We start from the raw sequence: 23,500 nt of genomic DNA on the forward strand, positions 1-23,500 counted from the left end.
TGATGTAGTCTGGTCCCGAAGAATCACGACGTTTTGAGAAACGGATGCCCGACGAAGTCACACCGCCTTTTTTCGATATCCGCCGATCAGCTAAACGGCGGATGGTTACACGATTTATTTTCGTTCCCTTAATGGCCATCGGGCTTATCTATTTTGGCTTGCGCCTAATTCCGGACAGCTTTGGCCTTGGGATGTCGATCGACGACATTGGCGACCTCAACTTCTGGAGCATTCTTGGTATTTTCTTGGTCTGCACTGGGGCATATAATCTTATCAAAGAAGCCCTTTTTGCATATCGGTCGCGCAAACCGTCTGGATACTGGCATTTTCGCCTAACGTCTGACGATTTGCTTTGGCATGTGCCGCAACATGCGCACGGCAAAGAAACCGGTTTCCATGCAAAACTAGCAGACATCAAAGAAGTCGAATTTCGCACGCTTGAGCGGTATGAACAATCTGATCTGCGCAGTTACTGGGTGCACTTTAACGGTGGCACCCCGTCAATTGAGCTCAAGGATTATTCAGGGATAAGCCTAAGTTGGCTTGCTAAGAAAATTGGAGAATCCGGTGTGCCTTACAACGAAACGCGTAGAACGTACTGATCAATCCAGCTTACGCGCTTCGTCCACCAGCATCACGGGGATGCCATTGCGAATAGGGAAAGCAAGTTTAGCATTTTTCGACACTAACTCTTGTTTTTCTGCGTCATAGGTCAGCGTGGCTTGGGTCATCGGGCAGACCAAGGCCTCTAGCATCTTTGGGTCAAACTGTGGTTCTGTCATTGTAATATCTCGTCCCCTGATCCGCCACGTAGGGCGAATTGGATTAGTGTTGTGAGCGTCTCGCGGCGCGTTGTGAGTGAGGGTGCCTCAAGCAAGGCTTGTTTGTCTTCGGGGTCGAAGGGGCACAGCATAGCGAGCGAATTGATCAGCAGCTCATCGTCAGCATCACCCAAGCTGTCCCAATCAGTAGACAGGCCCTTGTCTTCGAAGAACCGACCGAGCGTTTTCATAAACGGCTCGCGCTCAAAACCGGGGTCTTTCTCGGCTGCGCCAAGGTCACGGTCAAAGCCTTTCCAATCGACTTTGCAGCGGCGATAGGGCGTAAAGCCGTCAACCTCGTTCGCGATCCGAAACCGCGATACGCCAGATAGGGTGATCATATAGCGCCCATCTTCCGTTTCGGAAAAGGCAGTGATCCGTCCAGCGCAACCGATGGTGTGCAGCCGACTACTGTCATCGGGGCGTGCATAGGGTTGCACCATGCCAATCAGCCGGTGCGATGTTTTCAGCACGTCATCCAACATCGCCAGATAGCGCGGTTCGAACAGATGTAGCGGCAACCGTGCGCGCGGCAAAAGCAACGCGCCCGGGAGAGGAAACACTGGAATGACGTCAGGCAGGTCTGCGATTGGTATCATGGCAGATAACCTAGGCCGATACGCCGATCATGCAAATATCAACGATGACAATTTCCGGCGGCCATTCAAAACAATTGGGTCTTTGGCCTCTCTGGCGTCGAAAATTGTGAACAACTGCGCCTTGGCGGCCCCATCGTTCCAATCGCGATCACGGCGGAATAGTTCGAGCAGCTGATCGACCGATTCTTCGACTTGACCGTTTGCATGCAGTGCAATTGCCAGATCAAACCGGGCCTGATGGTTTGCCGGGTCAGCCTCGACCGCGGCCTGCAGATCCGCAACAGGACCAGCGTTCGCTGCCTCGCGGGCAAGGGTAATTTGTGCATGCGCTGCTTCAAGCAACGGATCATCCGAAATCTCTGCAGGGGCACCGTTCAAGATAGCCTCGGCCTGATCAACGTCATCCAATGCCAGATAAGAACGGACCAGCCCAGCATAAGCCGGCGCACTATTTGGTTCTTCTTGCAGGATCGCAGCAAAGGTTTCAGCCGCGTCAGCGACTGCGCCCTCTTCTAGCATCTGGTCTGCGGCCTCGATAGCAGCAGAAAGCCCTTCAGCCTCTGGATCACCGCCAAGTGCCGCGATTTTTTCGACGAATGCCTCAATCTCGGATGGTGGCAAAGCACCTTGGAAACCATCGACGGGGCGTCCTTGAAAGAATGCATATACCGTTGGGATCGACTGAACCTGCAACTGACCCGCGTAGGCTTGGTTCGCATCGACATCGACCTTAACCAATTTAACGCGCCCGCCTGCCTTGGTCACGGCGGCCTCGATTGCGGGGCCAAGCGTTTTACATGGGCCGCACCAAGGCGCCCAGAAATCCACGATAACGGGTACGGTTTGCGATGCTTCGATAACGTCCGCCGCGAATGTCGCGTCGGTCGCGTCTTTGATCAGATCAGCGGGGGCCTGTGGGGTGGCGTCCAATTCCAGCATGTTCTGTCTCCTTATACGTTTGTTACCGCATATATGTGCGTTCCTGCACGATAGGCCAAGAGGCAATGACACTTTACCAATAACGTTTCCACACATAGCGTGCAGACATGACAAAAACATTGATGACATTTGGCGACAGTAACACGCATGGAACGCCACCGATCCAGAAGCGCGGGGTATATGCACGCTATGGCCGTGAAACCCGGTGGCCAACGGTGGCGCTTGCTGATCTTGGATCAGACTGGGAGCTGGTCGAGGAAGGGCTCCCCGGACGTACCGCCGCCTATGCCGACCCAACGATGGGTCCGCACATGAACGGGCAGCTGGGGCTACGGATTGCGCTAGAAAGCCACGGACCCATTGATGTGCTGACGATTATGCTCGGCACGAATGATCTGAAGGCACATTTTGGCCTGACCGCCGAAGGCGTTGCTGCAGGGATCGCGGGCCTTCTCGCCATCGCAAATTCCGAAGAATACCAAACAAGACACAGCGGCTTCGAAGTCTTGCTGATCTGTCCACCTTTGGTGCTTGAACAAGGGCCAATCTCTGACGTGTTCTATGGCGCGGCGGCCAAGTCAGCTCAGCTTGCGCCGCTTTATGCCGGGCTTTCGGCACATTGGGGTGCTAAATTCTTGGACGCGGGCCAGCATATCGGACCAAGCCAAATCGACGGCGTGCACTTTGATGCTGACGCCCAAATCACCCTAGGCCATGCGGTGGCCGCGGCGCTATGATCCCTAAACTTGCTGCCATCGCCGTGGTGCTTCGCGGCGACCACGTGCTGCTTGCCCAGCGAAAAAACGAACCCGATGCCGGGCTGTGGGGTTTTCCGGGTGGGCATGTTGAATTCGGTGAAACGGCGCTGGACGCGGCTGCTCGCGAGTTATTTGAAGAAACGGCCATCGTCGCAGAACCCGCATGTTATCTAACAAACCTCGACATCATCACACATGATACGAATGGGACTATCGAACATCATTTCTTGCTAGCAGCCGTCCTATGCACCTATCGATCAGGCACGCCAAACGCATCCGACGATGTAAACGAAGCAAAGTGGTTTGAGATCGCTAAGGTTCCCGCACTAAGAACAAGCGCCGATGTCGTAGAAGTCATCGCGCTGGCGCAATCCGTCTACTCGACCACCCCAACCATCGGGCCTAGCTGAAATCCAAAGTCCGAGCGCCGAAGGTCGGTAGAATAAAGCCGCGAGACTTTGCCGTCAAAATACAGCGCGTTGGGTAGTTTCAAGAAATCGCGGAAGAAGCTGCCAAATTCGTGGAATGTCACTGCGTTGTTGGAAATCGCGAATACGGCTGTTGCGCCGTCTTCCGTGACCCCAACCCCATTCCGCAGATAGCGAGACGTGCTGTCGACCAAGAACCGTGGATGCAGGTCACCATCAATCACGAGCATTGGGCCAGATTGCGTCGCATCGCGGCATTCAGGCGTTCTATCCAAATAATCAAGAGTTTCATAAATCTGCGCGGCGTCATCGGTAAGGCAGAACACGCCATTGGGTAGCAGTCCAAAGTTTCCCGGTCCCGCGTTTGGGATCACGCGCATTTCTTCGATACCGTTTTCAATGTAGTGACCGACGGGCGCACGATCATCGTGGTACATCCCGGCGTTCATCGCAAAGACAAGCGTGCCTTCTGTCGCGAAATCATCAACGGCCGAAAAACTGCCCAGCACTGCGCCTTCGTCATCGCGAAGGAATAACCGCAGGTCTTCGGTCGCCGCGTCAACGCTGCAGGTGGTGTAGCTGTTGCCTTCGTAAGATACGTCTGCGCAGGTGACAGCTGCCGCCGGGGCGGCCATCCAAACCAACGCAAACGCCACCGCGCGCATTAGTCGTCGATGTCCTGACGCACGTGGTCTTCGGCCAACAGGGCGCGGGTCGCGTCCATTTGATCGAACGTACCATCAATTTCGAACCGCAGTTCAGGTGCGAACTTCATCGTGCCGCCCTTCACCACAAGATGGCGAATTTCATAGCGGTTACGACGCATCGCAGCCAAGGCTTCTTCTTTGCCTTGCCCACCAAGCGGCAGAATGAACGCCGTTGCGATGCTAAGGTCCGGCGTCATGCGCACCTCGCCCACGGTGATGGACATGCGGTTAAGTTCAGGGTCATGCACGTCACCACGTTGCAGAACTTCGGATAGGATGCGACGAAACTGTTCGCCCACGCGCAACATACGTTGTGTGGGTGCCTTGCCGTCGCGATTTGATTTCTTTGCCATGTCCCACATTTATGCCTCTTCTGCGCCAAAGCCAAGCAAGGCTTTGCGTCAGCGGCAAACCATGGCTAATAGGGAACAAACGCGAAGGAACAAACCAATGACAGATACTCCAGGCATCGTAATCACCGGCGGATCAGGCAAAATGGGCCAGATGCTGATCAACACGGTTCTTGCGTCGGACAAATGCCGCTTGGTCGGCGTGGTTGATCGTGCTGGACACGAATGGATTGGTCAGGACGTTGGCACCGCGATGGGCGGTCAGCCAGTTGGCGTTACCGTAACTGACGACGCGCTAGAAGCCTTTGCCAAGGCGCAGGCTGTTATTGATTTCACAGCACCTGCCGCGACCGTTGCTTTTGCGGAACTCGCCGCCCAAGCCCGCGCGGTGCATGTGATCGGCACGACTGGGCTGACTGATGATGATCTTGCCGCAATTAACGCCGCTGCGCGCCACGCCGTTGTGGTTCGTGCGGGGAACATGTCGCTTGGTGTGAACCTACTGGTAAAATTGACCCAAAAGGTTGCCGCCGCATTGGACGAAGATTTTGATATCGAAGTGATCGAAGCCCACCACCATCATAAAGTCGATGCCCCATCAGGCACCGCCCTGATGCTAGGCGAAGCGGCAGCAGAAGGCCGCGGTGTCGATCTAAAGGATGTACGCGATAGCGGGCGCGACGGGATCACAGGCGCACGCAAACGTGGCGACATCGGCTTTAGTGCGATCCGCGGTGGTGATATCGTTGGCGAACACGACGTGATGTTCGCAGCCGCCGGTGAACGTATCGTTCTACGTCACCTCGCGACTGACCGCGCGATCTTTGCACGCGGTGCGCTCAAGGCCGCGCTTTGGGGTCAGGACAAAGGACCAGGCGAATATGACATGATGGATGTTCTTGGGCTGTAAATCACTGAGCTCGGTCAATAGTCCCGTTCAAAGAACACACCGACACTGGTTTCACCATCTTGATCAACGCTGCCTTTGGCGGTGATCTCGTTGGTGATATCTAGGTTCAGGTTGATTTCTGTCTCGCCTTCGCTGGTGATCGTAACATCGGTATAGACGTTCTCGGACAGGTATTTACCGCCACGCACGGCTGCATTGCCTTCTTCGTCTGTTGTGACGTCAAAATCATCTAGCCCAATATTTTCACGTAAGCGGTCCACAGCACCGCCGCCCTTACCAGCAAGAGTGCTGATCGCCGAAGCCAACTGAACCGCCTGAAGCGGGCTGATGCTTTGCAGGTCGCGACCAAAGATAAGCTGCGAAAGGACTTCGTCCTGAGGCAATTCTGGGACTGATTCAAAAGTGACTTCGGGTTCGTTCGCAGGCCCCTCAACGATAATGTTGATCGTTGTTCCCGTCGTGGACTGAGTTGTCGCGACAAGCCGGATGTATGGCGCAAAATCTCCCTGCATTGTCGCGCTGCCTTCGGTCAGGTCGAACCGCTGTTGCAGAATATCGATGCGCCCACGCATCAATTCAAACCGGCCAACAGGTACCACATTCGCCGTTGTCCCCCCGATGGTCAGCCGGCCACCAAGTTCTGCATCAAGCCCCCGACCGCGAATAAAAATTCGCGATGGTGCGTCGACGACAATGTTCAACGGGTAAGCTCGCTTTGAACCACCGCCAGAACCACTGTCGCTGCTTGCGGTCTTAAGTACGCCTGCCCGCAGCAGCGTTTGCCTAACGGCGGTGCTTTCACCCACGTGCACCACATCAGGCAGATCACCAAGCGAACTGATGCTAGATGACGGCACCTGAATATCGGTTTGCCCCAATGTCAGCCGCCCTGCGATGCGCGCACCGCCATCCACCGGCCCCTTCATGGTAATCGTGCCATTCACCGATGTGGAATATAGCTCTGGGTCTTGCTGCACGACATTGTCGAAAACGAGGGCAAGATCAGCTTGTTTTGTACCTGTCAGGCCAAGAGGGCCACGGACAGATATGCTCCCGCCGCCTTCGACTTGAGCACGCAGATCAAACTGCGCATCATCGCCACTTAAGCTGATCTGACCACCAATATCTGATAGCGCTTGCTTTAAGGTCGGCGCGGTCAGTCGTCCGTCCACAAATGTTACGCGACCATTCAGCGAAGACAGTTCGGGCTGCCCATTTATACCCAGATTGAAATTAGCCGTTCCGCTTAAGCGCCGTGGATCAATTGCTGCGTTCGCCAGCGCAAGCGGCGCGCTGCCATTGATATCTAAATCCATACGGCCACTTTGGTTAACTTGACCGCTGATATCGGCACGTAACCCGCCGGGCCCAGTACCCGTGGCATCAATGCCCCAGTTCCCGGCTTCGTCCAGTGATGCAGATCCAGTCGCCCGAATTGGGCCGCTGATCTGATCAGTCAGAACACCGACATCGCGCAAACTGGCGTTAAACCTACCTTGTCCGTATCCAGTCGCACCATTCAATGCACCCACGATTGATACCTGAGGCGTTGAAACCTCGAGCGTGCGAACTGCCAGCACACCTTCGGACAGACCGACGGTCGCATTTACCCGCCCGGTCCCTGCGATCAACGGATCGACGGTAGGGTTGCCGATGCTCAGGTTTTCGCTACGCGCCTTAACGTTTGCATCAAAGCGGCTAAGATCAGGCAGAACGCTACCCGACGCCGTTAGCGAAATACCACCTGACAAAGGCTGCCCGACAAGTGCTGCGAAGACACCCAAGTCTGCCGCATCAGCAGTCAAATCGCCCGAAACTTCGTAACTGTCTTCGGGTGCGGCAACCGTCGCATCAAGCGCGATATTCGTGTCCGGTCCGGTTAAGCGTAGAACTGTATCAGTGGTTTTCCCGACGCCTGGAACCGCGTTTAACGTCAGCGCAATTGGACCGCTCAAGCTAGGTTCTAGAACGGCGGCGTCGAACAGACGTAGGTCTATGTCAGCGGTTGTCGCGCCTTCGGCACGCAACCCTGCGTCGCCACGCAGAACCATCGCTGGGGTTAGCACCGACAGGTCAGAAATCAGGTATGAATCTGCTGTTGGATGCGCAACAGAAACGCTGAATTGACCTGCACCAGCAAGCAGCGGGTCGGCACGTTCGATGCCCGTGACCAAGTCTTGGGTCTCGCCCTCCACATTGACGTCAAAGCGCAATTGATCGCTTAGCAACACACCATTCGCCGTGACATTCGCAGCACCCGCCAAAGGCCGACCTGCAATTGCTGCATAACGCGACAGATCGGATACCGCAGCGCGCAACTGTCCATTTACCGTCTGGCCATTCTCGGATGGGTTAACCGTTGCACCACCCGAAAACGTCGTCGCAGGTGCAGTACCGTTAACGGTGATATCAATCACGCCATCTGCATCACGCTTAACGTCGCCTGCCACTGTCGCACGACCAATCAGATCGGGCATGACTTTGCTGACGTCGCGCAGTATGGCATTGAATTGCGCAGCGGTTTGTTCACTGGTCAACGAAGCCGTCGCCGTAACCCCGGCAGCAGGCGTTTGGATTTGCAGTGACTCTAGCCGGGTGCCTTCGGTGTCGCGCACCGCTGTAGCGGCAATTGTACCCGCCCCAGCAAGAACAGCATCAGCCTGCTCAATACCAATCGATAAATCTGTCGTCTGCCCTGTCAAAGCAACGCTGTACAAACCATCCAACGGTGTCAGCGCAGCCTGAAGATCAACGTTTGCCGCACCGCCCAGCTCATTCCCGGCAAGTGTCGAAAACCGCTCAAGGCCTGCAACCTTCACGTTGGCGACGATTGACGACTGAAAGCCTGACTTTGGCCCGTCAACATTGCCGCTAGCGCGAATATCAATGCCCGCGCCGCTTAGGGTGAATTGGCCAATCTCGGTCGGTTCGTCTTCGATACGGGAGGCAGTAAGCACGCCTTCGATCCGATCACCAAAAGCACGAGCCGCCCCGGCATCGTCAAGCTGAAGCCCTTTTGCGCCATAGGCAAGGTTCGCAGTCACCTGCCCGATCAAATCACCCTCGCCGGGTTTGAGTATCCCGCCACCACGCAAGCTAAGATCGTCGATCAACAATCCGGGTCGGTCGAAGCCAAGAACCGAAATATCCGCGCGCCAATCATCGGCGACAGATACATCGTAGCTGATCGCAAGATCGACACCATTCACATAGGTTTTCGGACCCGACAGCGGCAACAATACAGCCTCGTCTGTGACCGGGGTAATTGCACCTGTGAGATCAATAAGCTCTGGCCAGCCTTCGTCCCCAATTTGCAAGGCGCCGGACAACCTTACGCGACCAGCGTCCAACGCAATGGCGGGGATGTCGACGCGGCCTGTATCTGACAATACCGCTTGGGCCGAAAGCTGTGCGTCGGTGCCAAAGAACCCTTGGTATTCTGGATTGAACAAGGGTGAAATATCGCCGCCAACATTCAGGTCAATGCGCTGCTGACCGTCAGCATTCAACAGCCCAAACGTGCCAGTCAGGCGGTCTTGGCCCTCGGTCGCGATTGCAAGGGTTGCGTTATAGTCATCGATTGGCGCGTTACCTTCAACAGCGAGCTTGATCGCGGGCCGTCCGGGTAAATCAAGAATACGGGCGGCAATACCATCTGGCCCTTCTTCGAGGTTCAAAAGCAAATCAAGAACACGGGTGGCGTTCGAATAAGCTCCGTTGATTTCAAATACGCCCGATTTATCGCCTAACCGGGTGGCAATTACGCTTGCATCACCTTCACCACCGCCCAACGACGCCTGCCCGGATAGGCTCACGGCAATGGGTTCGCCCAAGAACGCCTCACCCAGCTCAATCCGGTCGACGCTTAGTTGGTCAAGCGCAATGCTGACTGGCAATTCAGGCAAGGCAAATGGCGTCGCTTCGGCAGCGGGACCTGACGCGGTTCCCTCGGATACGGGGGGGCGCGATACGACGATACGTTCGGCGCTCAGTTCTTCGATATCGATCGCACCACGTAACAGCGCACTGCGGCTCCACACCAGAACAACATCTTCCAAGGTCAGCCAAACACCCTCGGCATCAGCCACTGTCAGCACGTCAATTGAAGCGTTCGAACTAAGGGCGCCCTGAAAACCGATGATGTTCACGTCACGGCTGACGCCAGACAGATTCTCTTCGATCAGTTCTGTCAGGTAACCCTTGTCTTCTTCCTCTTGGGTTTGCGCGACCACAGCTGAGGGCAAAAGCAGCGCACATATGAGCGGCAGAAACTTTCTCAAAACGCTTGTCCAATCCCGATGTAAACCTGCACGTCTTTACCGACGTTATCGCCGCTCGCCTGCGTGCCAATATCCAGCCGGATCGGCCCGATCCCGGTTTCATAACGTAAACCAATGCCTGCACCTGCATGCCAATCGCCATTTTCTAGCGGTAGATCAGTGTCGCCGACCTGCCCGACATCATAAAACCCAACCAAAGAAATTTTTTCCCGAACGAGATAGCGCGCCTCAAGCTGGGCACCAGCAAAGGAGGTGCCACCAGTCGTAACCGCACTTCCGCTCTGAACGCTATCGATGCCCAAAGATTTATACGGTTGCCCACGCACGGTCCCACCACCACCAGAGTAGAACAGATAGTCTGCAGGTGCTTCGTCGATGTCGGCACCAACAATGCTGCCGAATTGCAAGCGACCAGCAAAGGTCAGCTGTTGCTCTTCACCAAGACTGTAGTAGCCACGCGTATCGCCGAACAATCGCACACCCTTGATTTCAGTTCCAAGACTGACAAATGGTGTGGCGGACAGGTCCAGATAATAACCTTGCTTAGCGTTCGTTTCGCTATCGCGACGGTCGTATGTTGCGTCCAATGGCAGCGTCAAAAGGGTGTATTCACGCGTACCAAGATCGCTTTCTTCACGCGCAGTTAGCAAACCAACGCCCACCCGGACGGTCAATTCTTCGCTTAAAATACGTGAAAAACCCGTCTCAATCGCGAATTTGTCGATCAGGTAATCGGGTTCATCCTCGCGGGACAGTTCCGACGTAAGAAAGAATTCCGTGTCCGGCCCAAATGTCGCAGGCCGAGTGAAATTACCGCGGATACTGTAATCTGTCCCGCCGGTTTCACCGTCGATACCAGCGACTTCTACGTCGACGCGCAATCTTTCAGCACCGCCAAGCAGATTGCGGTGCAGCCAGAACGACGAAACGGTCAAACCGTCAATCGTTGACATCTCTAGGCCGAAACCGAAACGGCGCGGCTTGGCCTCATCAAGCTGCACTTTCATTGGCAGCACGTTACCTTCGCTAAGGCCGTCCTCTCGGGTCAAAGCAACGCTGTCAAATGTACCTGTCCGACGCAACCGGCGTTCGGCTGCATCAATCTCGGCGGGCGAATACACTTCGCCTGTAGGCAAGCCCGCAATCTGACGTACACGTGCAGTGCTAACGTTTTCGTTTCCACCTACCGATAGGTCACCAAAGCGAACGAGCGGACCAGTATCAAGCGCCACTGCAACATCCAGCTTTTCGTCCTGATGGCGCGCTGTGACGCGTTGTGACGTGACTTTTGCAGTCGCATATCCTTGATCACGCCAGCTATTCAGACCAGACGAAACCGCAGAAGAAATCCGACCAGATCGCGCGGTTCGGCGTGGCCCAAGGTCTTGAGGCAGCTCTGTACCCGGTGGCAAAGGAGCAATTGAGACTTTGCCAAAAGTAAAGCGTGGCCCGGGCGTCACGTTTATGATGACTTCTGAAATGCTTGAAGGTGCCGATAATGGCGCGATGTTTGACGCTTCGATACCGTTTACGGTGATCGAAATCTGACCAGCATAGTATCCTTCGGCGTAAAGTGCGGTCAAAAGCCTACGGTAATCAGCACGCGCTGCAGCAATATAATCTTGCGGTGCCGCAGTATCATCCAAGGCACGCAACAAAGACGCATCGTCCAGCGCACCACGGGCGCGGTTACTATTTAGCTTAACATCTTGCGCATGCACGGCATTGGCCGCGCACACCAAACCTAAAACGAGCCACTTTAGATCGGTCACTTGTTGCCCCCTACACTGGCTAACCGGTTCACCATGGATTGGTTCCTATAGACACTAAACAAGCATCGGAACATTTACCATTCACATACGCGCAAGTTGTGATCAGGCAAAGGGATCAATCGGGTATTGCACTCCAGCCAAGTATAACCCCTGTGGTGGAGATACTGGACCACATGCCGCACGATCTTTGGCTTGCAAAGCAGCAGTCACATCGTCCGGGGTCCACGCCCCCGCGCCAACACGTTCAAGCGTTCCAACAAAGCTACGCACCTGATTATGCAAGAATGACCGGGCGCGGACATGGAACCGATATTCGGTACCATTCGCGTGCTGAATCTCTTCGATCCGAAGCTCATCCAACGTCTTTACAGGGCTTTGGGCCTGACAGATCGATGATCTGAAGGTCGTGAAATCATGCAGTCCGATCAAACGATCTGCGCCCGCTTGCATGGCTTTGACATCCAACTGATAATTGACCCGCCACATCTGCCCGGCCTCGAAAGTGAGTGGTGCGCGCCGAGAGACTAAGCGGAAGACGTACTGACGTTCCAGCGCGTTGAAACGCGCATGCCATTCGTCATCGACCCGCGCACAATTCACAATCGCTACGGGATGCGGCTTGAGGTGATAGTTCAACGCTTCGTTCAGCCGAAACGGGTCCCAGTCACGTTCCATATCGCAATGGGCAACCTGCCCTGTCGCATGAACGCCTGCATCGGTCCGACCCGCAGCGCTGATTGTTTGGGCACGCGGTTCCAGTTTCGCCAAGGCAGCTTCGATTGTGCCCTGCACAGACGGCTGGTCATTTTGGCGTTGCCACCCTTTGAAGGGCGCACCGAGATATTCAACAAGAAGGGCATAACGTGGCATTCACCCCGATTAGGGGCGAGAGGGCGTAAAATCAATCCCTACACATCCGCCGAACTCAGCCCTATCTTGATGACAAGCATCGAAAGGGCCGCAATTGGTTATCGCAACTATCGCAGATCAGATTACACGTGCCGCGGCCGAAGTGACTGATACGCTGACATCTCCGTTCGCTGATCCGGTGATCCGCCTTGGTGTGACTGGACTCTCACGCGCGGGCAAGACTGTGTTTATCACATCGCTGGTCGCAAACTTGATGGATCGCGGGCGTATGCCGCAACTGGCTGCCGCTGCGAACGGCAGTATTCAAACGGCCTACCTGCAACCTCAACCCGACGATACCATTCCTCGCTTTGCCTATGAAACGCATTTGGGGTGCCTGACGGCACCGGAACCCAAATGGCCCGAAAGCACCAATCGGATTAGTGAACTACGCCTATCGCTGCGCGTTCAACCTAGCGGGCTGTTGTCCGGCTTATCCGGTCCACGGACTGTACATATTGATATTGTTGATTATCCGGGAGAATGGTTGCTTGATTTGGCATTGCTAGATCAATCCTATGAGGAATGGTCCGCCGCTGCCCTTGCTCGCGCCGCAGGCCGACCGGGAGGCGACAGCTATTTACAACTTTGTAATGATACCGACGCAAATGCTTCGCTTGATGAACCTACAGCCCTACAACTTGCCGAGGTCTTTACGACCCATCTCAACGAAAGCCGCGCGGCGGGATTTTCAGACTGCACCCCGGGACGGTTCATGTTGCCGGGTGAACTGGCTGGATCACCCGTTTTGACGTTCGCCCCGCTCCCCGGAAGCGGCTTTTCAAGGAAATCGCTGGGCCGCGAATTTGAGCGTCGTTTTGAAAGCTATAAGCGCAACATCGTGCGCCCTTTCTTTCGGGATCACTTTGCCAAGATTGATCGCCAAATTGTGCTGGTTGACGTTCTGGGTGCGATCCACGCTGGCCCTGCTGCGCTTGACGATCTGCGCGGTACGATGGCCGGCATCCTTAGCGCATTTCGACCCGGTCGAAACGCGTTCCTGACGCGGATTTTCCAAGGACGCCGTGTTGAAAAAATCCTATTCGCGGCGACCAAGGCAGACCACCTGCACCACAGTCAGCACCCGCAGCTTACCGCGATTACTGAGGCCTTGCTGCGCGACGCCCGTGACCGAGCGGATTTCGCGGGTGCAAAGACCGCGGCCATGTCTATCGCATCTTTACGGACCACGGTCGAAGACACCGTCGATCACGCTGGCAAACAATTGGATGTCGTGCGGGGGCGTCTACTTGATACCGGGAAACAGGCCGCGTTTTATCCCGGAAAACTGCCAGAGGACCCTGCACACCTACTGTCACCTGCACGTTCTGGCGCCGAAAAATGGCTAGACGCAGATTACAGCGTAATGCGATTCGCCCCTGCCCCACTGACCCTACGCCCCGGTGATGGGCCACCACATATTCGGCTCGATAAGGCCGTTCAATTCTTGTTGGGAGACAGGCTATGAAGCTCCGTCCAGCAGTGGCGACCGATGTCGAAGCAATCGCGCAAATTATGGGGAATTGGTGCGAAGAAACGCCTTACATCCCAGCACTTCACACGAAAGAAGAAGATCAGGCGTTCATCAGCCGGGTGGTGGCAACCCAAGACGTCTTGGTCGCGGACGACGACGGTGTGCAAGGATTTATTGCACGGACGGGATCAGATATTCATCAACTCTATGTTGCCCCAGGTGTACGTGGGCGAGGTATTGGACGTGCGTTGTTGGACGAAATGAAATCACGGAATGACATGTTGGCACTTTGGTGTTTTCAAGCCAACATCCGCGCACGCCGCTTTTACGAACGTCACGATTTTCATCCTGAACGGTTCACTGATGGGGCCGGGAATGAGGAACACCTGCCCGATGTCCGCTACGTATGGAGCATGACAAAATGACAAACGGCCCCGTCCTGATCGACCTTGATGAAACCGAAACGGCCAAGCCTGACACAGCGCCGCCGGTCCCTGATCTTGTGACAACCCCACAAGGGGCAGCGATGCAACAGGTCGCGGCGATAGCAGCCCGCAAGCCATCGCGACTTGCGCGTTGGTTCTGGTCAATCGCCGTTTCGCTTGTTGGCTTTGTCGTATCGCTCGCCGCTTGGGACTATGTGAATGGGCTGCTGGCCCGATCCCCAATCTTAGGTGGAATCGCCACTGCATTGATTGGCCTTTTGATCCTAGTCTTGGCGATTGTTGCATTGCGAGAGCTTGCCGCATTTGGGCGGTTAAAACGGCTGGACACGATCCAACGACAGGCAACAGATGCGCTGAACAGTGGCGACCTAAAGTCGGCGCGTTCTGTCGTTTCGGCGCTTGATAAACTCTATGCCCACCGCGATGACACATCATGGGGACGGTCAGAGCTTAAATCACGTAGCAACGATGTGCTTGATGCGGATGGCTTAATCGGGTTGGCCGAAAACAGTTTGCTTGCCCCGCTCGACGCGCGCGCGCAACGCGAGGTCGAAGCGGCCGCACGCCAAGTTGCCACAGTCACCGCCATCGTTCCGCTTGCCTTGGCTGATTTATTCACCGCACTTACTTCGAACCTGCGCATGATCCGTCGGATCGCCGAAATCTATGGCGGACGCGCAGGCACGCTTGGCAGTTGGAGGCTGACGCGGTCTGTTCTGACACACCTTGTTGCGACTGGTGCCGTTGCAGTGGGCGACGACCTGATTGGATCCGTCGCAGGTGGCGGTGTTCTATCCAAAGTATCACGCCGATTCGGCGAAGGCGTCGTAAACGGTGCGCTAACTGCGCGCGTTGGCGTCGCTGCGATTGAGGTGTGCCGTCCACTACCGTTTCATACGTCAAAACGGCCATCGGTCACTGCGCTTGTACGCCGAGCACTCACTGGATTGTTTAGTAACGGCTAGCCTTATTGCCAAAATCGCGGCGCGGGTCCAATCGGAAGCGGACCAATCGACATCGCACCGCCCTTAAACACCAAAGGTAGTTCCAACGCTCCACCACCTAGCGCCATAGCAGAGGCAATGTTCATCACCGTCGGTTCAATACTGGGATCTATCACTCCAGCGGCGACCATCATTTCGATCATCTCGCGCCATTGTTCGGACCGGAACGTGATGCGACCGTCAGGAATGCCCTGCGCATCAATATCAAAACCACCCTGTGCACGGACAGTGACCTGCCCCCAGTGCAACGTAAAATTCCGAAGCGTGAAATTTTTCGCAAGCGGCAGTGCACCGACGCCATCAAAAACGTGACGATCCAATGGCTGATCAAACGTTATTGCACTATCCAGAACCGTATTCGTAATCACAGGCCCCAAAGTGCCAGATGGATCGATCTGCCTTGCCACGTCTGCGGGCAGCGTTATCCCATCAATTTCGAAATACGCGTCATAGCGATTCTCTGCGGCAGGCTGCGTTCGAAACGCACCTAGCGCACGATCCAAAGTCACGGCCCAGCCAAAATCAGATTGGGCCGTTAAGGCACCGACCTCGACCGTTGCATCATCAAAGCTAAGGGCAGAGTTGGCCGAAACGCCAGCGCTGGCGCGCAGGCTGTCGCTTTCGACGTCGATGACTTGGCCACCGATTCGTACCGATTGTTCATTCGGAAAGGCCGCGATGAGGCGATTCGGCTGATAGCTAAGCGCAAAAACCTGCAAAAACGGCGCGCTCCATTGCCATCCTTCGCCCAGAGGCGAGACAGATAAATCCGTTACGGTCGTATCAAACCGTGACGGGAAACCAGTCGTATTTAAGGTTGTATAAGATAAATCCCAGCCATCGGATCTGGCTTGGGCGATCATTGAATCTGTGCCGTTTTCTACGGCGCGTGATCCGATGAACCAATAGGCACTATAGGCCGCGGCAATGAATAAGACTAAGAAAGTTAAACGCCGCATGCGTTGCCTCGCGCTGATAATTTGCGCGCAACTTAGCGATTGTTCTTAGAAGGCGCGAGCGCTACTTCTTCTCAACAGCCTTTGTATTCACAGTGAGGCGATCAAGAATATCGTCTACATCTTGAAAACGATTGTCAGTGCCGGCCTCATCTTCTGCATAAGTGTCTACAGAATCGGCCCCGAGATCCACTGGTTCGCCGTTAAGTAATTCTAAATGCTGTCCCATTTTCCGTTCGCTCGCCATTTTCATGCCCTTTCCCAGAAGGCCCCGATGACCTTCGCGCATGTGTTAATGAACCATTAACACTCTGATGATTGCGTAAACAAACACTCAAAAACAATGGGTTAATCGAGATTTACGCACCAATCTTGCGACAGTGCGGCCTCGAATTGCCATCATTTTGTGAATTTTTGCTTCAAATTCAGTACACTAGTTAAAATTATCTCAGTCGGCATCGGGTATTCCCACGCAAAGCTGCTGCACTTTTGCAACAGATTCGCACACGCAGGGCGGTATGTGTTAACGTGCACTCACCCTATACGTGTATTGCGTTTTTCGCAACCAGATTCTCGGTTTGGTTAAAAGCAAGATAACGCCACGGAAGACACACCACCCTTTGACACGCCCTACCCGTACCAGCCTAAGATGGCTTGGGACACGGGGAGAAATCGGAAAATGCAAGCAGATGTCGTAATAATTGGCGGCGGCCTTGCCGGGCTTGTTGCAGCAAATGAATTGATAGAGCGCGGCAAATCAGTGACCATCTTAGATCAAGAGGGTCGCCAAAACCTAGGCGGTCAGGCCTTTTGGTCGCTTGGTGGCCTGCTGATGATCGACACCCCTGAACAACGACGCATGCGCGTACGTGACAGTCTTGCATTGGCAACGAACGATTGGATGGGGTCTGCGCAATTTGATCGTCCCGAAGATCATTGGCCGCGCGAATGGGCTAAGTCATATCTAAAGTTTGCATCGCAAGACATGCGCCCATGGCTGCACAACTTGGGGATGAGGTGGTTTCCAGTCGTGGGCTGGGCCGAGCGCGGCGGTTCCCTTGCCGACGGGCACGGAAACTCAATACCCCGGTTTCACGTAACTTGGGGAACAGGCCCCGGCGTGTTGAAGCCGTTTGTCGAACGCATCTTGGCAGCAGAGCAAGCCGGAAAATTGAAATTTGGGTTCCGTCACCGTGTCACCGATCTAGATATTGCAGATGGTAAAATCCGGGGGATTAGCGGCGATATCCTCGCGCCTGATGATGCCGTTCGCGGCGCGAAAACGAACCGTGATATCGTCGGCGATTTCGATATCCGCGCAGAGCAGGTGATCATCACCTCCGGCGGGATCGGCGGTAACTTTGATCTGGTTCGCCGAAATTGGAATGCTCAAAAATACGGCGCGCTGCCCAGTAAGATGGTGTCAGGCGTACCCGCACATGTCGATGGTCTAATGCTAGAGGCCGCACAAGCGGCCGGCGCGGAACTGATCAACACCGATCGTATGTGGCACTATACAGAGGGGCTACAAAACTGGGATCCGATCTGGCCAAATCACGGCATTCGCATTCTGCCTGGCCCGTCATCAATGTGGTTCGACGCGACAGGTGAACGCCTGCCCGCGCCCTGCTTGCCGGGCTTCGACACCATGAGCACACTTCACGAAATCTGCAAACGAGGTCACGACCACAGCTGGTTTGTACTGACTCAGAAAATCATCGAAAAAGAATTCGCCCTATCTGGGTCTGAACAAAACCCTGATCTAACAAGCGCGAAATGGGTTGAAGTATTGCGCGCGCGGCTAGGCAAAGGCGCAACGCCCGCAGTTGAGGCATTCAAAGAACATGGCGCAGATTTTGTTGTGGCTGACGATTTTGAAACCCTTGTCGCCGGAATGAATCGGATAGGTGACTATAAGATTAACCCTGAAAGGCTTCGCGCACAGGTCGAAGCGCGTGACGCACAGATTGATAACCGCTTCACCAAGGACGCACAGATTTCGGCCATTCATACCGCCCGAAACTATCTGGGCGACAAACTGTTGCGAACAGCCAAACCGCACAAGATCCTTGATCCCACCAAAGGCCCATTAATCGCGGTCAAACTTCATGTCGTGACGCGCAAGACGCTTGGCGGATTGCACACTGATCTGGACGCACGGGTCTTTGCGCCGGGCGGCAAAATTATCGACGGGCTATATGCTGCAGGCGAGGCGGCGGGCTTTGGCGGTGGTGGGTATCACGGCAATAACGCGCTTGAGGGTACGTTCTTGGGTGGCTGCATTCACTCAGGCCGACGGGCTGGCCGCGCGGCAGGATAATCGCGTTACTCTAGGGTGACCCGACGGTGTTTGACCGAATACGTTTCCTCTGTGCGAAAAGTCACTGACTTTCACGATAAGCATCGCAGACTGCAAAGACGTGCGCCCGTTGAAATTGCGCATATCGGACCGGAGTCATGGATTCTTATGGAACCTTTGTTGGGACAGATTGTCCTCTTTAGCGGAAACTTTGCACCGCGCGGTTGGGCGTTTTGTGACGGACAACTTTTGGAAATATCATCGAACGAGGCTCTCTTTGCGATTCTCGGAACGACATATGGGGGCGATGGGTATTCTTCATTCCGTTTGCCTGACCTACGAGGTCGCGTTCCGATGCACGCAGGTCAGGGCCCCGGGCTGACGCCGCGGAAGATTGGCGAACAAACGGGTTCTGAACGCGCTACAACAAATTCTGCAGAACGACCCGCGCTACAGCCATCGATTCCACTTTCCAATAGCGCGCCAAATGTAGGCAGTGTAATTGCGGCAGACGACAATATGCAGCCGACGTTGTGTACGAATTACATAATCGCGCTAAAGGGCGCGTTCCCAAGCCGCAACTAAACCAATGGTTGTAAGCTACTGAATTTTTAGTAAAATCTGCCCCCGCTATGTGTCCTTTCGCACAATTGAAAGGATGTCCGCAGCGCTAGGCTAAGTGCATGACATTTTCCGACTCATGTGTCGGATACCCAGCGCAAGAGGCCTGCATCATGTTCAACTTAGCCCCCGCGATCCCCGCACGTAGCGATCTGGAATGGTGTTGGTATTTGCGCCGCCACGGTCGTGCTGGTGATGCGCTCGAAAGGGTTCTGCATGACATCGGTGTTATGGACCCCGGCGGATGGGCCCAGTGGCAACCCAGCACTCTGACTGACACAGGTTCCCCGATTGCGGTTGTATTTTCGACAGGCGATGACGCGCTTGCCCTAACGACTGAGGTCGAAGACCCCAAAAACGATCCGGCAACCCGCTTTGCCCGGGTTTGTGAGATCATCAAAATGATTGGCGGCAATGCCCCCAGCACGGCATTTCGTGATGTGATAAGTGCGGCACAAGGGTCAGCAGACCTAGAATACGGCGCGCGCCTCGGGCTGCGGCACGACGGCAAGAAGCTTCACACCGTCTTGTACGCTGAAATCCCTGAGGCGGCTTCCGATCTATCTGCGCTCGTCGCGGAAACGCCCTTTACACCGATCCTGCAAGACTACGGCCCATCGGCACGTGCAACGATGGTCGCCTACGATACGCAAACAAAACGAATGACGATCCACTGCGAAGCCGACAACGTAAAGCGGACAATTCTTCCCGCGCTATGCTTGCCTGCTCAGGTGTCGCCGGATGTTCTGTCCATGTCGATTGACGGCATGACAGACGGACCGCCACGGATCGACCTCCCTACCAGCAAACTCGGGTTTAGCTATACAATCGACGACAACGGCAACCTGCCGGTGCTAGCGCTGTCGTTCAATTCAAAAGAGCTTTTCAAAGACGACTACACTATTGAAAAACGTGTCCGTGCGTGCGGGGGGAATAAGCTTCCGACTTACACGAGCCTAATCGAACACCTGCCCGTTGCCCCCGTTGGAACCACCCATCACGGCAACTTCACTATGACAGCCCGGCAAAACGCTGCGCCAACCCTGTCTATCAATGTCGCAGCGCCTTGGATCACCGGCGAATAAGTTCGCAGGACGCACAAACGCACAAAGACCGTCGCATTTTCGGCGGTCTTTTCACATGTACGATGCACCTTAGTGCATCCTTTATTTTTATAGAATCGCCTTCGTATTCAGGCTGCGCAGGCAAAAATTTAGCCAACTCCAATTTTTATCGGGAGATTATGCATGTCTAGAAAGAAGAAAATTGCCATCATTGGTGGCGGTGTCGGTGCGATTACGTCTGCTTACGCGATTACGCAGCTGCCAAATTGGCAGAATGAATACGACATAACCTTATACCAACTGGGTTGGCGCCTAGGTGGTAAAGGCGCAAGCGGTCGGAATATGAACCACGCAGGCCGCATCGAAGAACATGGTTTACACATTTGGGCTGGGTTTTATGAGAACGGCTTCCGCCTCATGCGGGACTGCTACGATCAACTGAATAAATCCGGGCTACGCAGCCCAGACGCGCCGCTTGGCACACTTAACAAGGCCTTTACCGGCTTGAATCGTTTTTTGCTTGCCGAGGAGATCGAAACAGACGGCAAGACGAATATCCATCCTTGGCTGATCGAGTTCGAGCCCAACGATGGCATTCCCGGCACCGGGGGCGTTCTGCCATCTCCATTTGAATATTTTCAAGAACTGCTCGAGGCCGTTGTCAATTTCACTGAAAAGGTAATGGCCGAAACTGAAAACAATGATCTGCATACCATGCCAGATCGTTTTCACCCGGCCCTAAGACGCAAAGGGCTGGCCGTTCAAGACGAATCTCCGCTGCATCATATGCTTGAGTTCACGCAAGCCATGCCCAACAAAGCCCGCCACCATAGCCAAAGCGACCTAATGGTCTTGGCCGACATGGCGCGCCATTCCCAAAGCTGGATCGCAACACACGAACAGGTCAACGGCGTATTGTCCGACGAGGCCCGACGCCTGAAATACATCATTGACCTGTCCATCGCATTCTTTCGCGGGACCATCGATAACGGCCTATTTCTGCATGGCTTTGACGCCATCGACAATCACGAGATTAGCCAATGGTTGCTTGACTATGGCGCAAGCCACGACGCTGTCTATTCTGCGGTTTTTCGTGGCTGCTATGACTATGTGTTTGGATACCCTGGTGGCATGACTGAGCACCGCAGTGTTGGTGCTGGCACTGCAATCCGGGGTCTTTTGCGGCTCGCATTTACCTATAAGGGGTCGCTGTTTTTCAAGATGATGGCAGGGATGGGCGATACGATCTTTGGTCCCTACTATCAGGTGCTGAAACACCGTGGCGTAAAATTCAAATTCTTTAACGCCGCGACCAATTTGGCGCTGGATCACACTAAATCATATATCAACCGTATCGATATGGTCGAACAGGCGGCATTGAAGGGCGACGATTACGACCCGTTTGTGACTGTAAAAGACCTACCCTGTTGGCCATCAGAGCCGCTTTGGGATCAGCTAAAGGATGGAACAAAGCTCAAGAAATCAGGGATAGATTTTGAATGCGAAAAAGAGGCCCCGACAGGAACCCCATACAGCCTAAGACGCGGCGTCGACTTTGATGAAATCATCCTTGGTGCATCCTTGGGATCCCTGCCCTACATGGCGACAGAATTGTCTGCGGCAAGCAACCGCTGGCAGCTTATGCTGGAAAAGGTTCAAACAGTCGCAACAAACGCCGCGCAGTTTTGGGTCGATAAATCTGCGGCCGATCTGGGTTGGAACGACGTCGTGGCAAAGCACAATATGGGTGAGATTCCCGCTGACCTTAAAACTGTCATCACCAGCTTTAAAGAACCACTAGATACTTGGGCCGATATGTCTGATCTGATCGGGCGCGAGGATTGGAAAGACCCCGCCCCTGCCTCAATCGCCTATTTCTGCAGCCCGGCAAAAGACGCTGGTGTAGACCCTATTCCGTTCAAAGACCGTGTTCAGGAATGGGCCGATAAAGCGTTGCTGCAAATGTGGCCGAAGGCCGAAAAGAACGGCAAGTTTGATCTGAGCCTGCTGCACTCTGAAAAGGGACAAACCGGCGCTGAAAAGTTTGAGGCGCAGTATTTTCGCGAAAACTTTTATGGCTCAGAACGTTATGTTTTGTCCGTACCCGGAAGCGTACAATACCGCCTACCACCAGACGGCACAGGGTTTGAAAACCTATATGTCGCGGGTGACTGGACGCGCTGCGGGATCAACGCTGGTTGCGTCGAAGCGGCGACCATTTCAGGCCTTGGCGCGGCTCGCGGTCTAACAGGTGCCGACATCGAAATCATCGGCGAAGGCGACCTTGCGATGGATGACGGCCCAGGCGATGCGACCCGGCTGGCCAGCCCCTATGCCCAAAGCGCGAATTGGCCGCTAACCCCGTTCTTTGGCGTCGGGGAATTAGACGGTTTCTTTAGTTTTCACGCGGTCGATTCCGCAGCACTTCAAGCGGTGCTGCCAGAAGGAATGACCCTTCATCCGCAGGTCACCACGCCTGAAGGTACCCACCCTGTTTCAATCTTAGCGAACCAACAAATTGGCGTGCGCCCAACAGTTGTTCCGCGTCTATTTGGGTTCCGAAATTACAACGAAGCAATCATAGCTATCAATGACGTCCAAATAAGCGGGCACGACGGCGTTTTTGCTTATCTTCCTAATCTCTATCTAAACAGCAAGCTGCCGCAGCTCGCTGGAGTGTGGTTTTATGGTTACAATAAGAAGTTCGGCAAACTGACGATGGGAAACAATCACTACACCGTTGAATCCGAATATGGCTCTCCGGTTTGGTCGGGCAAATACGCACAACGTGACGTCCCACGTGCGCTTACCGAATACGGATCCTTTGGAGAGGTGTCGCGCCTCGTCAATCAGGTGGTTGTAACACAGAATCAATGGGGAAATTGGCAATTTTCCAATCTCGATTTCGGACTTACATCTGCCCAAGCAGCGGGTGTACATGCCCAGATTGAAGTCCAAAATTCGCACGAAGCGAACCTACCGGCGGGTCGAATGATCGCACAGCCGATTCAATTAAAAAGCGAATCGAAAAATCATCACTCATCCTTGCCGGGTGCGTTTCGCATATGGACGAGCTGGACATTGTCAAACCCTTTCGACAGTGGCCGCATTGCACGCTTGGAAGCAGCAAAAAACCGCTTATAGTGCTCTTTGGGGGCATGGG

Annotated in this window: 21 protein-coding genes; 11 read left to right on the forward strand and 10 right to left on the reverse strand. The window is 54.5% G+C overall.

Annotation, left to right across the window (positions count from 1 at the left end; translation table 11 throughout):
• Nucleotides 1-44: 44 nt before the first annotated feature.
• Nucleotides 45-602 carry a hypothetical protein gene (locus ACHUEV_RS07955; RefSeq protein WP_394178681.1) on the forward strand — a complete coding sequence of 186 codons (558 nt, stop codon included), beginning with the start codon at nt 45-47 and terminating at the stop codon, nt 600-602.
• Here ACHUEV_RS07955 and ACHUEV_RS07960 read toward each other — a convergent pair whose 3' ends face one another.
• From ACHUEV_RS07960 to ACHUEV_RS07970, 3 genes are read right to left on the reverse strand one after another with little or no spacing between them, the layout of a single operon-like run.
• Nucleotides 603-782 carry a Trm112 family protein gene (locus ACHUEV_RS07960; RefSeq protein WP_394178683.1) on the reverse strand — a complete coding sequence of 60 codons (180 nt, stop codon included), beginning with the start codon at nt 780-782 and terminating at the stop codon, nt 603-605.
• A complete protein-coding gene (locus ACHUEV_RS07965) occupies nt 779-1,420 on the reverse strand; it encodes an LON peptidase substrate-binding domain-containing protein (RefSeq protein ID WP_394178685.1) in 642 nt (213 codons plus the stop codon). Before ACHUEV_RS07965 ends, ACHUEV_RS07960 begins: the two co-directional genes overlap by 4 nt.
• A 27-nt stretch (nt 1,421-1,447) precedes the next feature.
• The gene (locus ACHUEV_RS07970) at nt 1,448-2,359 is read right to left on the reverse strand and encodes a tetratricopeptide repeat protein (protein ID WP_394178687.1); all 912 of its coding nucleotides are present in this window, start codon (nt 2,357-2,359) and stop codon (nt 1,448-1,450) included.
• Nucleotides 2,360-2,466: 107 nt separating this feature from the next.
• Between ACHUEV_RS07970 and ACHUEV_RS07975 the strand changes: the two genes are divergently transcribed.
• Nucleotides 2,467-3,096: a GDSL-type esterase/lipase family protein gene (locus ACHUEV_RS07975; protein WP_394178689.1), complete on the forward strand. Its 630-nt coding sequence runs from the start codon at nt 2,467-2,469 to the stop codon at nt 3,094-3,096.
• Nucleotides 3,093-3,527: an NUDIX hydrolase gene (locus ACHUEV_RS07980; RefSeq protein WP_394178691.1), complete on the forward strand. Its 435-nt coding sequence runs from the start codon at nt 3,093-3,095 to the stop codon at nt 3,525-3,527. The genes ACHUEV_RS07975 and ACHUEV_RS07980 overlap by 4 nt, the downstream gene beginning before the upstream one ends.
• On the opposite strand, the gene ACHUEV_RS07985 is transcribed toward ACHUEV_RS07980, so the two are convergent.
• Both ACHUEV_RS07985 and rbfA read right to left on the reverse strand, forming a co-directional pair.
• The gene (locus ACHUEV_RS07985) at nt 3,494-4,210 is read right to left on the reverse strand and encodes a phosphodiester glycosidase family protein (RefSeq protein ID WP_394178693.1); all 717 of its coding nucleotides are present in this window, start codon (nt 4,208-4,210) and stop codon (nt 3,494-3,496) included. The two genes, ACHUEV_RS07980 and ACHUEV_RS07985, sit on opposite strands and share 34 nt — an antisense overlap.
• Nucleotides 4,210-4,605, reverse strand: a complete 396-nt coding sequence (rbfA, locus tag ACHUEV_RS07990) for a 30S ribosome-binding factor RbfA (protein WP_106746183.1) — start codon at nt 4,603-4,605, stop codon at nt 4,210-4,212. Before rbfA ends, ACHUEV_RS07985 begins: the two co-directional genes overlap by 1 nt.
• Before the next feature lie 97 nt (nt 4,606-4,702).
• Here rbfA and dapB point away from each other — a divergent pair, with 97 nt between their 5' ends.
• Nucleotides 4,703-5,512, forward strand: coding sequence for a 4-hydroxy-tetrahydrodipicolinate reductase (gene dapB, locus ACHUEV_RS07995; RefSeq protein WP_394178696.1), 810 nt, complete (start codon nt 4,703-4,705; stop codon nt 5,510-5,512).
• A 14-nt stretch (nt 5,513-5,526) separates the two neighbouring features.
• Here the strand turns inward: dapB and ACHUEV_RS08000 are convergent, their stop codons facing one another.
• The 3 genes from ACHUEV_RS08000 to truA form a co-directional block, all read right to left on the reverse strand.
• Nucleotides 5,527-9,792, reverse strand: a complete 4,266-nt coding sequence (locus tag ACHUEV_RS08000; protein WP_394178698.1) for a translocation/assembly module TamB domain-containing protein — start codon at nt 9,790-9,792, stop codon at nt 5,527-5,529.
• Nucleotides 9,789-11,564, reverse strand: coding sequence for an autotransporter assembly complex protein TamA (locus ACHUEV_RS08005; RefSeq protein WP_394178700.1), 1,776 nt, complete (start codon nt 11,562-11,564; stop codon nt 9,789-9,791). The genes ACHUEV_RS08000 and ACHUEV_RS08005 overlap by 4 nt, the downstream gene beginning before the upstream one ends.
• A gap of 102 nt (nt 11,565-11,666) precedes the next feature.
• Complete coding sequence (gene truA / locus ACHUEV_RS08010; RefSeq protein WP_394178702.1) at nt 11,667-12,434, reverse strand: tRNA pseudouridine(38-40) synthase TruA; 768 nt, start codon at nt 12,432-12,434, stop codon at nt 11,667-11,669.
• 94 nt (nt 12,435-12,528) lie between these two features.
• On the opposite strand from truA, the gene ACHUEV_RS08015 reads away from it, so the two are divergent.
• The 3 genes from ACHUEV_RS08015 to ACHUEV_RS08025 are packed head-to-tail and all read left to right on the forward strand — an operon-like array spanning nt 12,529 to nt 15,358.
• Entirely contained in the window at nt 12,529-13,941 is a 1,413-nt protein-coding gene (locus tag ACHUEV_RS08015) for a YcjX family GTP-binding protein (RefSeq protein WP_394178704.1), read from the forward strand.
• Nucleotides 13,938-14,372, forward strand: coding sequence for a GNAT family N-acetyltransferase (locus ACHUEV_RS08020; RefSeq protein WP_394178706.1), 435 nt, complete (start codon nt 13,938-13,940; stop codon nt 14,370-14,372). The genes ACHUEV_RS08015 and ACHUEV_RS08020 overlap by 4 nt, the downstream gene beginning before the upstream one ends.
• Nucleotides 14,369-15,358 (forward strand): YcjF family protein, encoded by a 990-nt coding sequence (locus ACHUEV_RS08025; RefSeq protein ID WP_394178708.1) that lies wholly within the window; start codon nt 14,369-14,371, stop codon nt 15,356-15,358. The genes ACHUEV_RS08020 and ACHUEV_RS08025 overlap by 4 nt, the downstream gene beginning before the upstream one ends.
• A 2-nt stretch (nt 15,359-15,360) precedes the next feature.
• Here the strand turns inward: ACHUEV_RS08025 and ACHUEV_RS08030 are convergent, their stop codons facing one another.
• Both ACHUEV_RS08030 and ACHUEV_RS08035 read right to left on the reverse strand, forming a co-directional pair.
• Nucleotides 15,361-16,356 carry a DUF2125 domain-containing protein gene (locus ACHUEV_RS08030; protein WP_394178710.1) on the reverse strand — a complete coding sequence of 332 codons (996 nt, stop codon included), beginning with the start codon at nt 16,354-16,356 and terminating at the stop codon, nt 15,361-15,363.
• A 61-nt stretch (nt 16,357-16,417) separates the two neighbouring features.
• Nucleotides 16,418-16,606 (reverse strand): hypothetical protein, encoded by a 189-nt coding sequence (locus tag ACHUEV_RS08035; protein WP_394178711.1) that lies wholly within the window; start codon nt 16,604-16,606, stop codon nt 16,418-16,420.
• A 426-nt stretch (nt 16,607-17,032) separates the two neighbouring features.
• Here ACHUEV_RS08035 and ACHUEV_RS08040 point away from each other — a divergent pair, with 426 nt between their 5' ends.
• The 4 genes from ACHUEV_RS08040 (at nt 17,033) to ACHUEV_RS08055 (ending at nt 23,481) form a co-directional block, all read left to right on the forward strand.
• Nucleotides 17,033-18,673, forward strand: coding sequence for an FAD-binding dehydrogenase (locus ACHUEV_RS08040; RefSeq protein ID WP_394178713.1), 1,641 nt, complete (start codon nt 17,033-17,035; stop codon nt 18,671-18,673).
• A 147-nt stretch (nt 18,674-18,820) separates the two neighbouring features.
• Nucleotides 18,821-19,237, forward strand: coding sequence for a phage tail protein (locus ACHUEV_RS08045; RefSeq protein WP_394178715.1), 417 nt, complete (start codon nt 18,821-18,823; stop codon nt 19,235-19,237).
• Nucleotides 19,238-19,335: 98 nt separating this feature from the next.
• Complete coding sequence (locus tag ACHUEV_RS08050) at nt 19,336-20,358, forward strand: hypothetical protein (protein ID WP_394178717.1); 1,023 nt, start codon at nt 19,336-19,338, stop codon at nt 20,356-20,358.
• Nucleotides 20,359-20,520: 162 nt separating this feature from the next.
• Nucleotides 20,521-23,481: an acetoacetate decarboxylase family protein gene (locus tag ACHUEV_RS08055; protein ID WP_394178719.1), complete on the forward strand. Its 2,961-nt coding sequence runs from the start codon at nt 20,521-20,523 to the stop codon at nt 23,479-23,481.
• The last annotated feature ends 19 nt before the right edge of the window (nt 23,482-23,500 follow it).

This window comes from Yoonia maritima (genome assembly GCF_043641945.1).
GTDB lineage: Bacteria > Pseudomonadota > Alphaproteobacteria > Rhodobacterales > Rhodobacteraceae > Yoonia > Yoonia maritima_B.

Excerpts from the sequence above, each read along its gene's own strand:
- ACHUEV_RS07955 (WP_394178681.1), top strand. The coding sequence starts at position 45 with ATGCCCGACGAAGTCACACCGCCTTTTTTCGATATCCGCCGATCAGCT.
- ACHUEV_RS07960 (WP_394178683.1), bottom strand. The coding sequence starts at position 782 with ATGACAGAACCACAGTTTGACCCAAAGATGCTAGAGGCCTTGGTCTGC.
- ACHUEV_RS07965 (WP_394178685.1), bottom strand. The coding sequence starts at position 1,420 with ATGATACCAATCGCAGACCTGCCTGACGTCATTCCAGTGTTTCCTCTC.
- ACHUEV_RS07970 (WP_394178687.1), bottom strand. The coding sequence starts at position 2,359 with ATGCTGGAATTGGACGCCACCCCACAGGCCCCCGCTGATCTGATCAAA.
- ACHUEV_RS07975 (WP_394178689.1), top strand. The coding sequence starts at position 2,467 with ATGACAAAAACATTGATGACATTTGGCGACAGTAACACGCATGGAACG.
- ACHUEV_RS07980 (WP_394178691.1), top strand. The coding sequence starts at position 3,093 with ATGATCCCTAAACTTGCTGCCATCGCCGTGGTGCTTCGCGGCGACCAC.
- ACHUEV_RS07985 (WP_394178693.1), bottom strand. The coding sequence starts at position 4,210 with ATGCGCGCGGTGGCGTTTGCGTTGGTTTGGATGGCCGCCCCGGCGGCA.
- rbfA (WP_106746183.1), bottom strand. The coding sequence starts at position 4,605 with ATGGCAAAGAAATCAAATCGCGACGGCAAGGCACCCACACAACGTATG.
- dapB (WP_394178696.1), top strand. The coding sequence starts at position 4,703 with ATGACAGATACTCCAGGCATCGTAATCACCGGCGGATCAGGCAAAATG.
- truA (WP_394178702.1), bottom strand. The coding sequence starts at position 12,434 with ATGCCACGTTATGCCCTTCTTGTTGAATATCTCGGTGCGCCCTTCAAA.
- ACHUEV_RS08020 (WP_394178706.1), top strand. The coding sequence starts at position 13,938 with ATGAAGCTCCGTCCAGCAGTGGCGACCGATGTCGAAGCAATCGCGCAA.
- ACHUEV_RS08025 (WP_394178708.1), top strand. The coding sequence starts at position 14,369 with ATGACAAACGGCCCCGTCCTGATCGACCTTGATGAAACCGAAACGGCC.
- ACHUEV_RS08030 (WP_394178710.1), bottom strand. The coding sequence starts at position 16,356 with ATGCGGCGTTTAACTTTCTTAGTCTTATTCATTGCCGCGGCCTATAGT.
- ACHUEV_RS08035 (WP_394178711.1), bottom strand. The coding sequence starts at position 16,606 with ATGAAAATGGCGAGCGAACGGAAAATGGGACAGCATTTAGAATTACTT.
- ACHUEV_RS08040 (WP_394178713.1), top strand. The coding sequence starts at position 17,033 with ATGCAAGCAGATGTCGTAATAATTGGCGGCGGCCTTGCCGGGCTTGTT.
- ACHUEV_RS08045 (WP_394178715.1), top strand. The coding sequence starts at position 18,821 with ATGGAACCTTTGTTGGGACAGATTGTCCTCTTTAGCGGAAACTTTGCA.
- ACHUEV_RS08050 (WP_394178717.1), top strand. The coding sequence starts at position 19,336 with ATGACATTTTCCGACTCATGTGTCGGATACCCAGCGCAAGAGGCCTGC.
- ACHUEV_RS08055 (WP_394178719.1), top strand. The coding sequence starts at position 20,521 with ATGTCTAGAAAGAAGAAAATTGCCATCATTGGTGGCGGTGTCGGTGCG.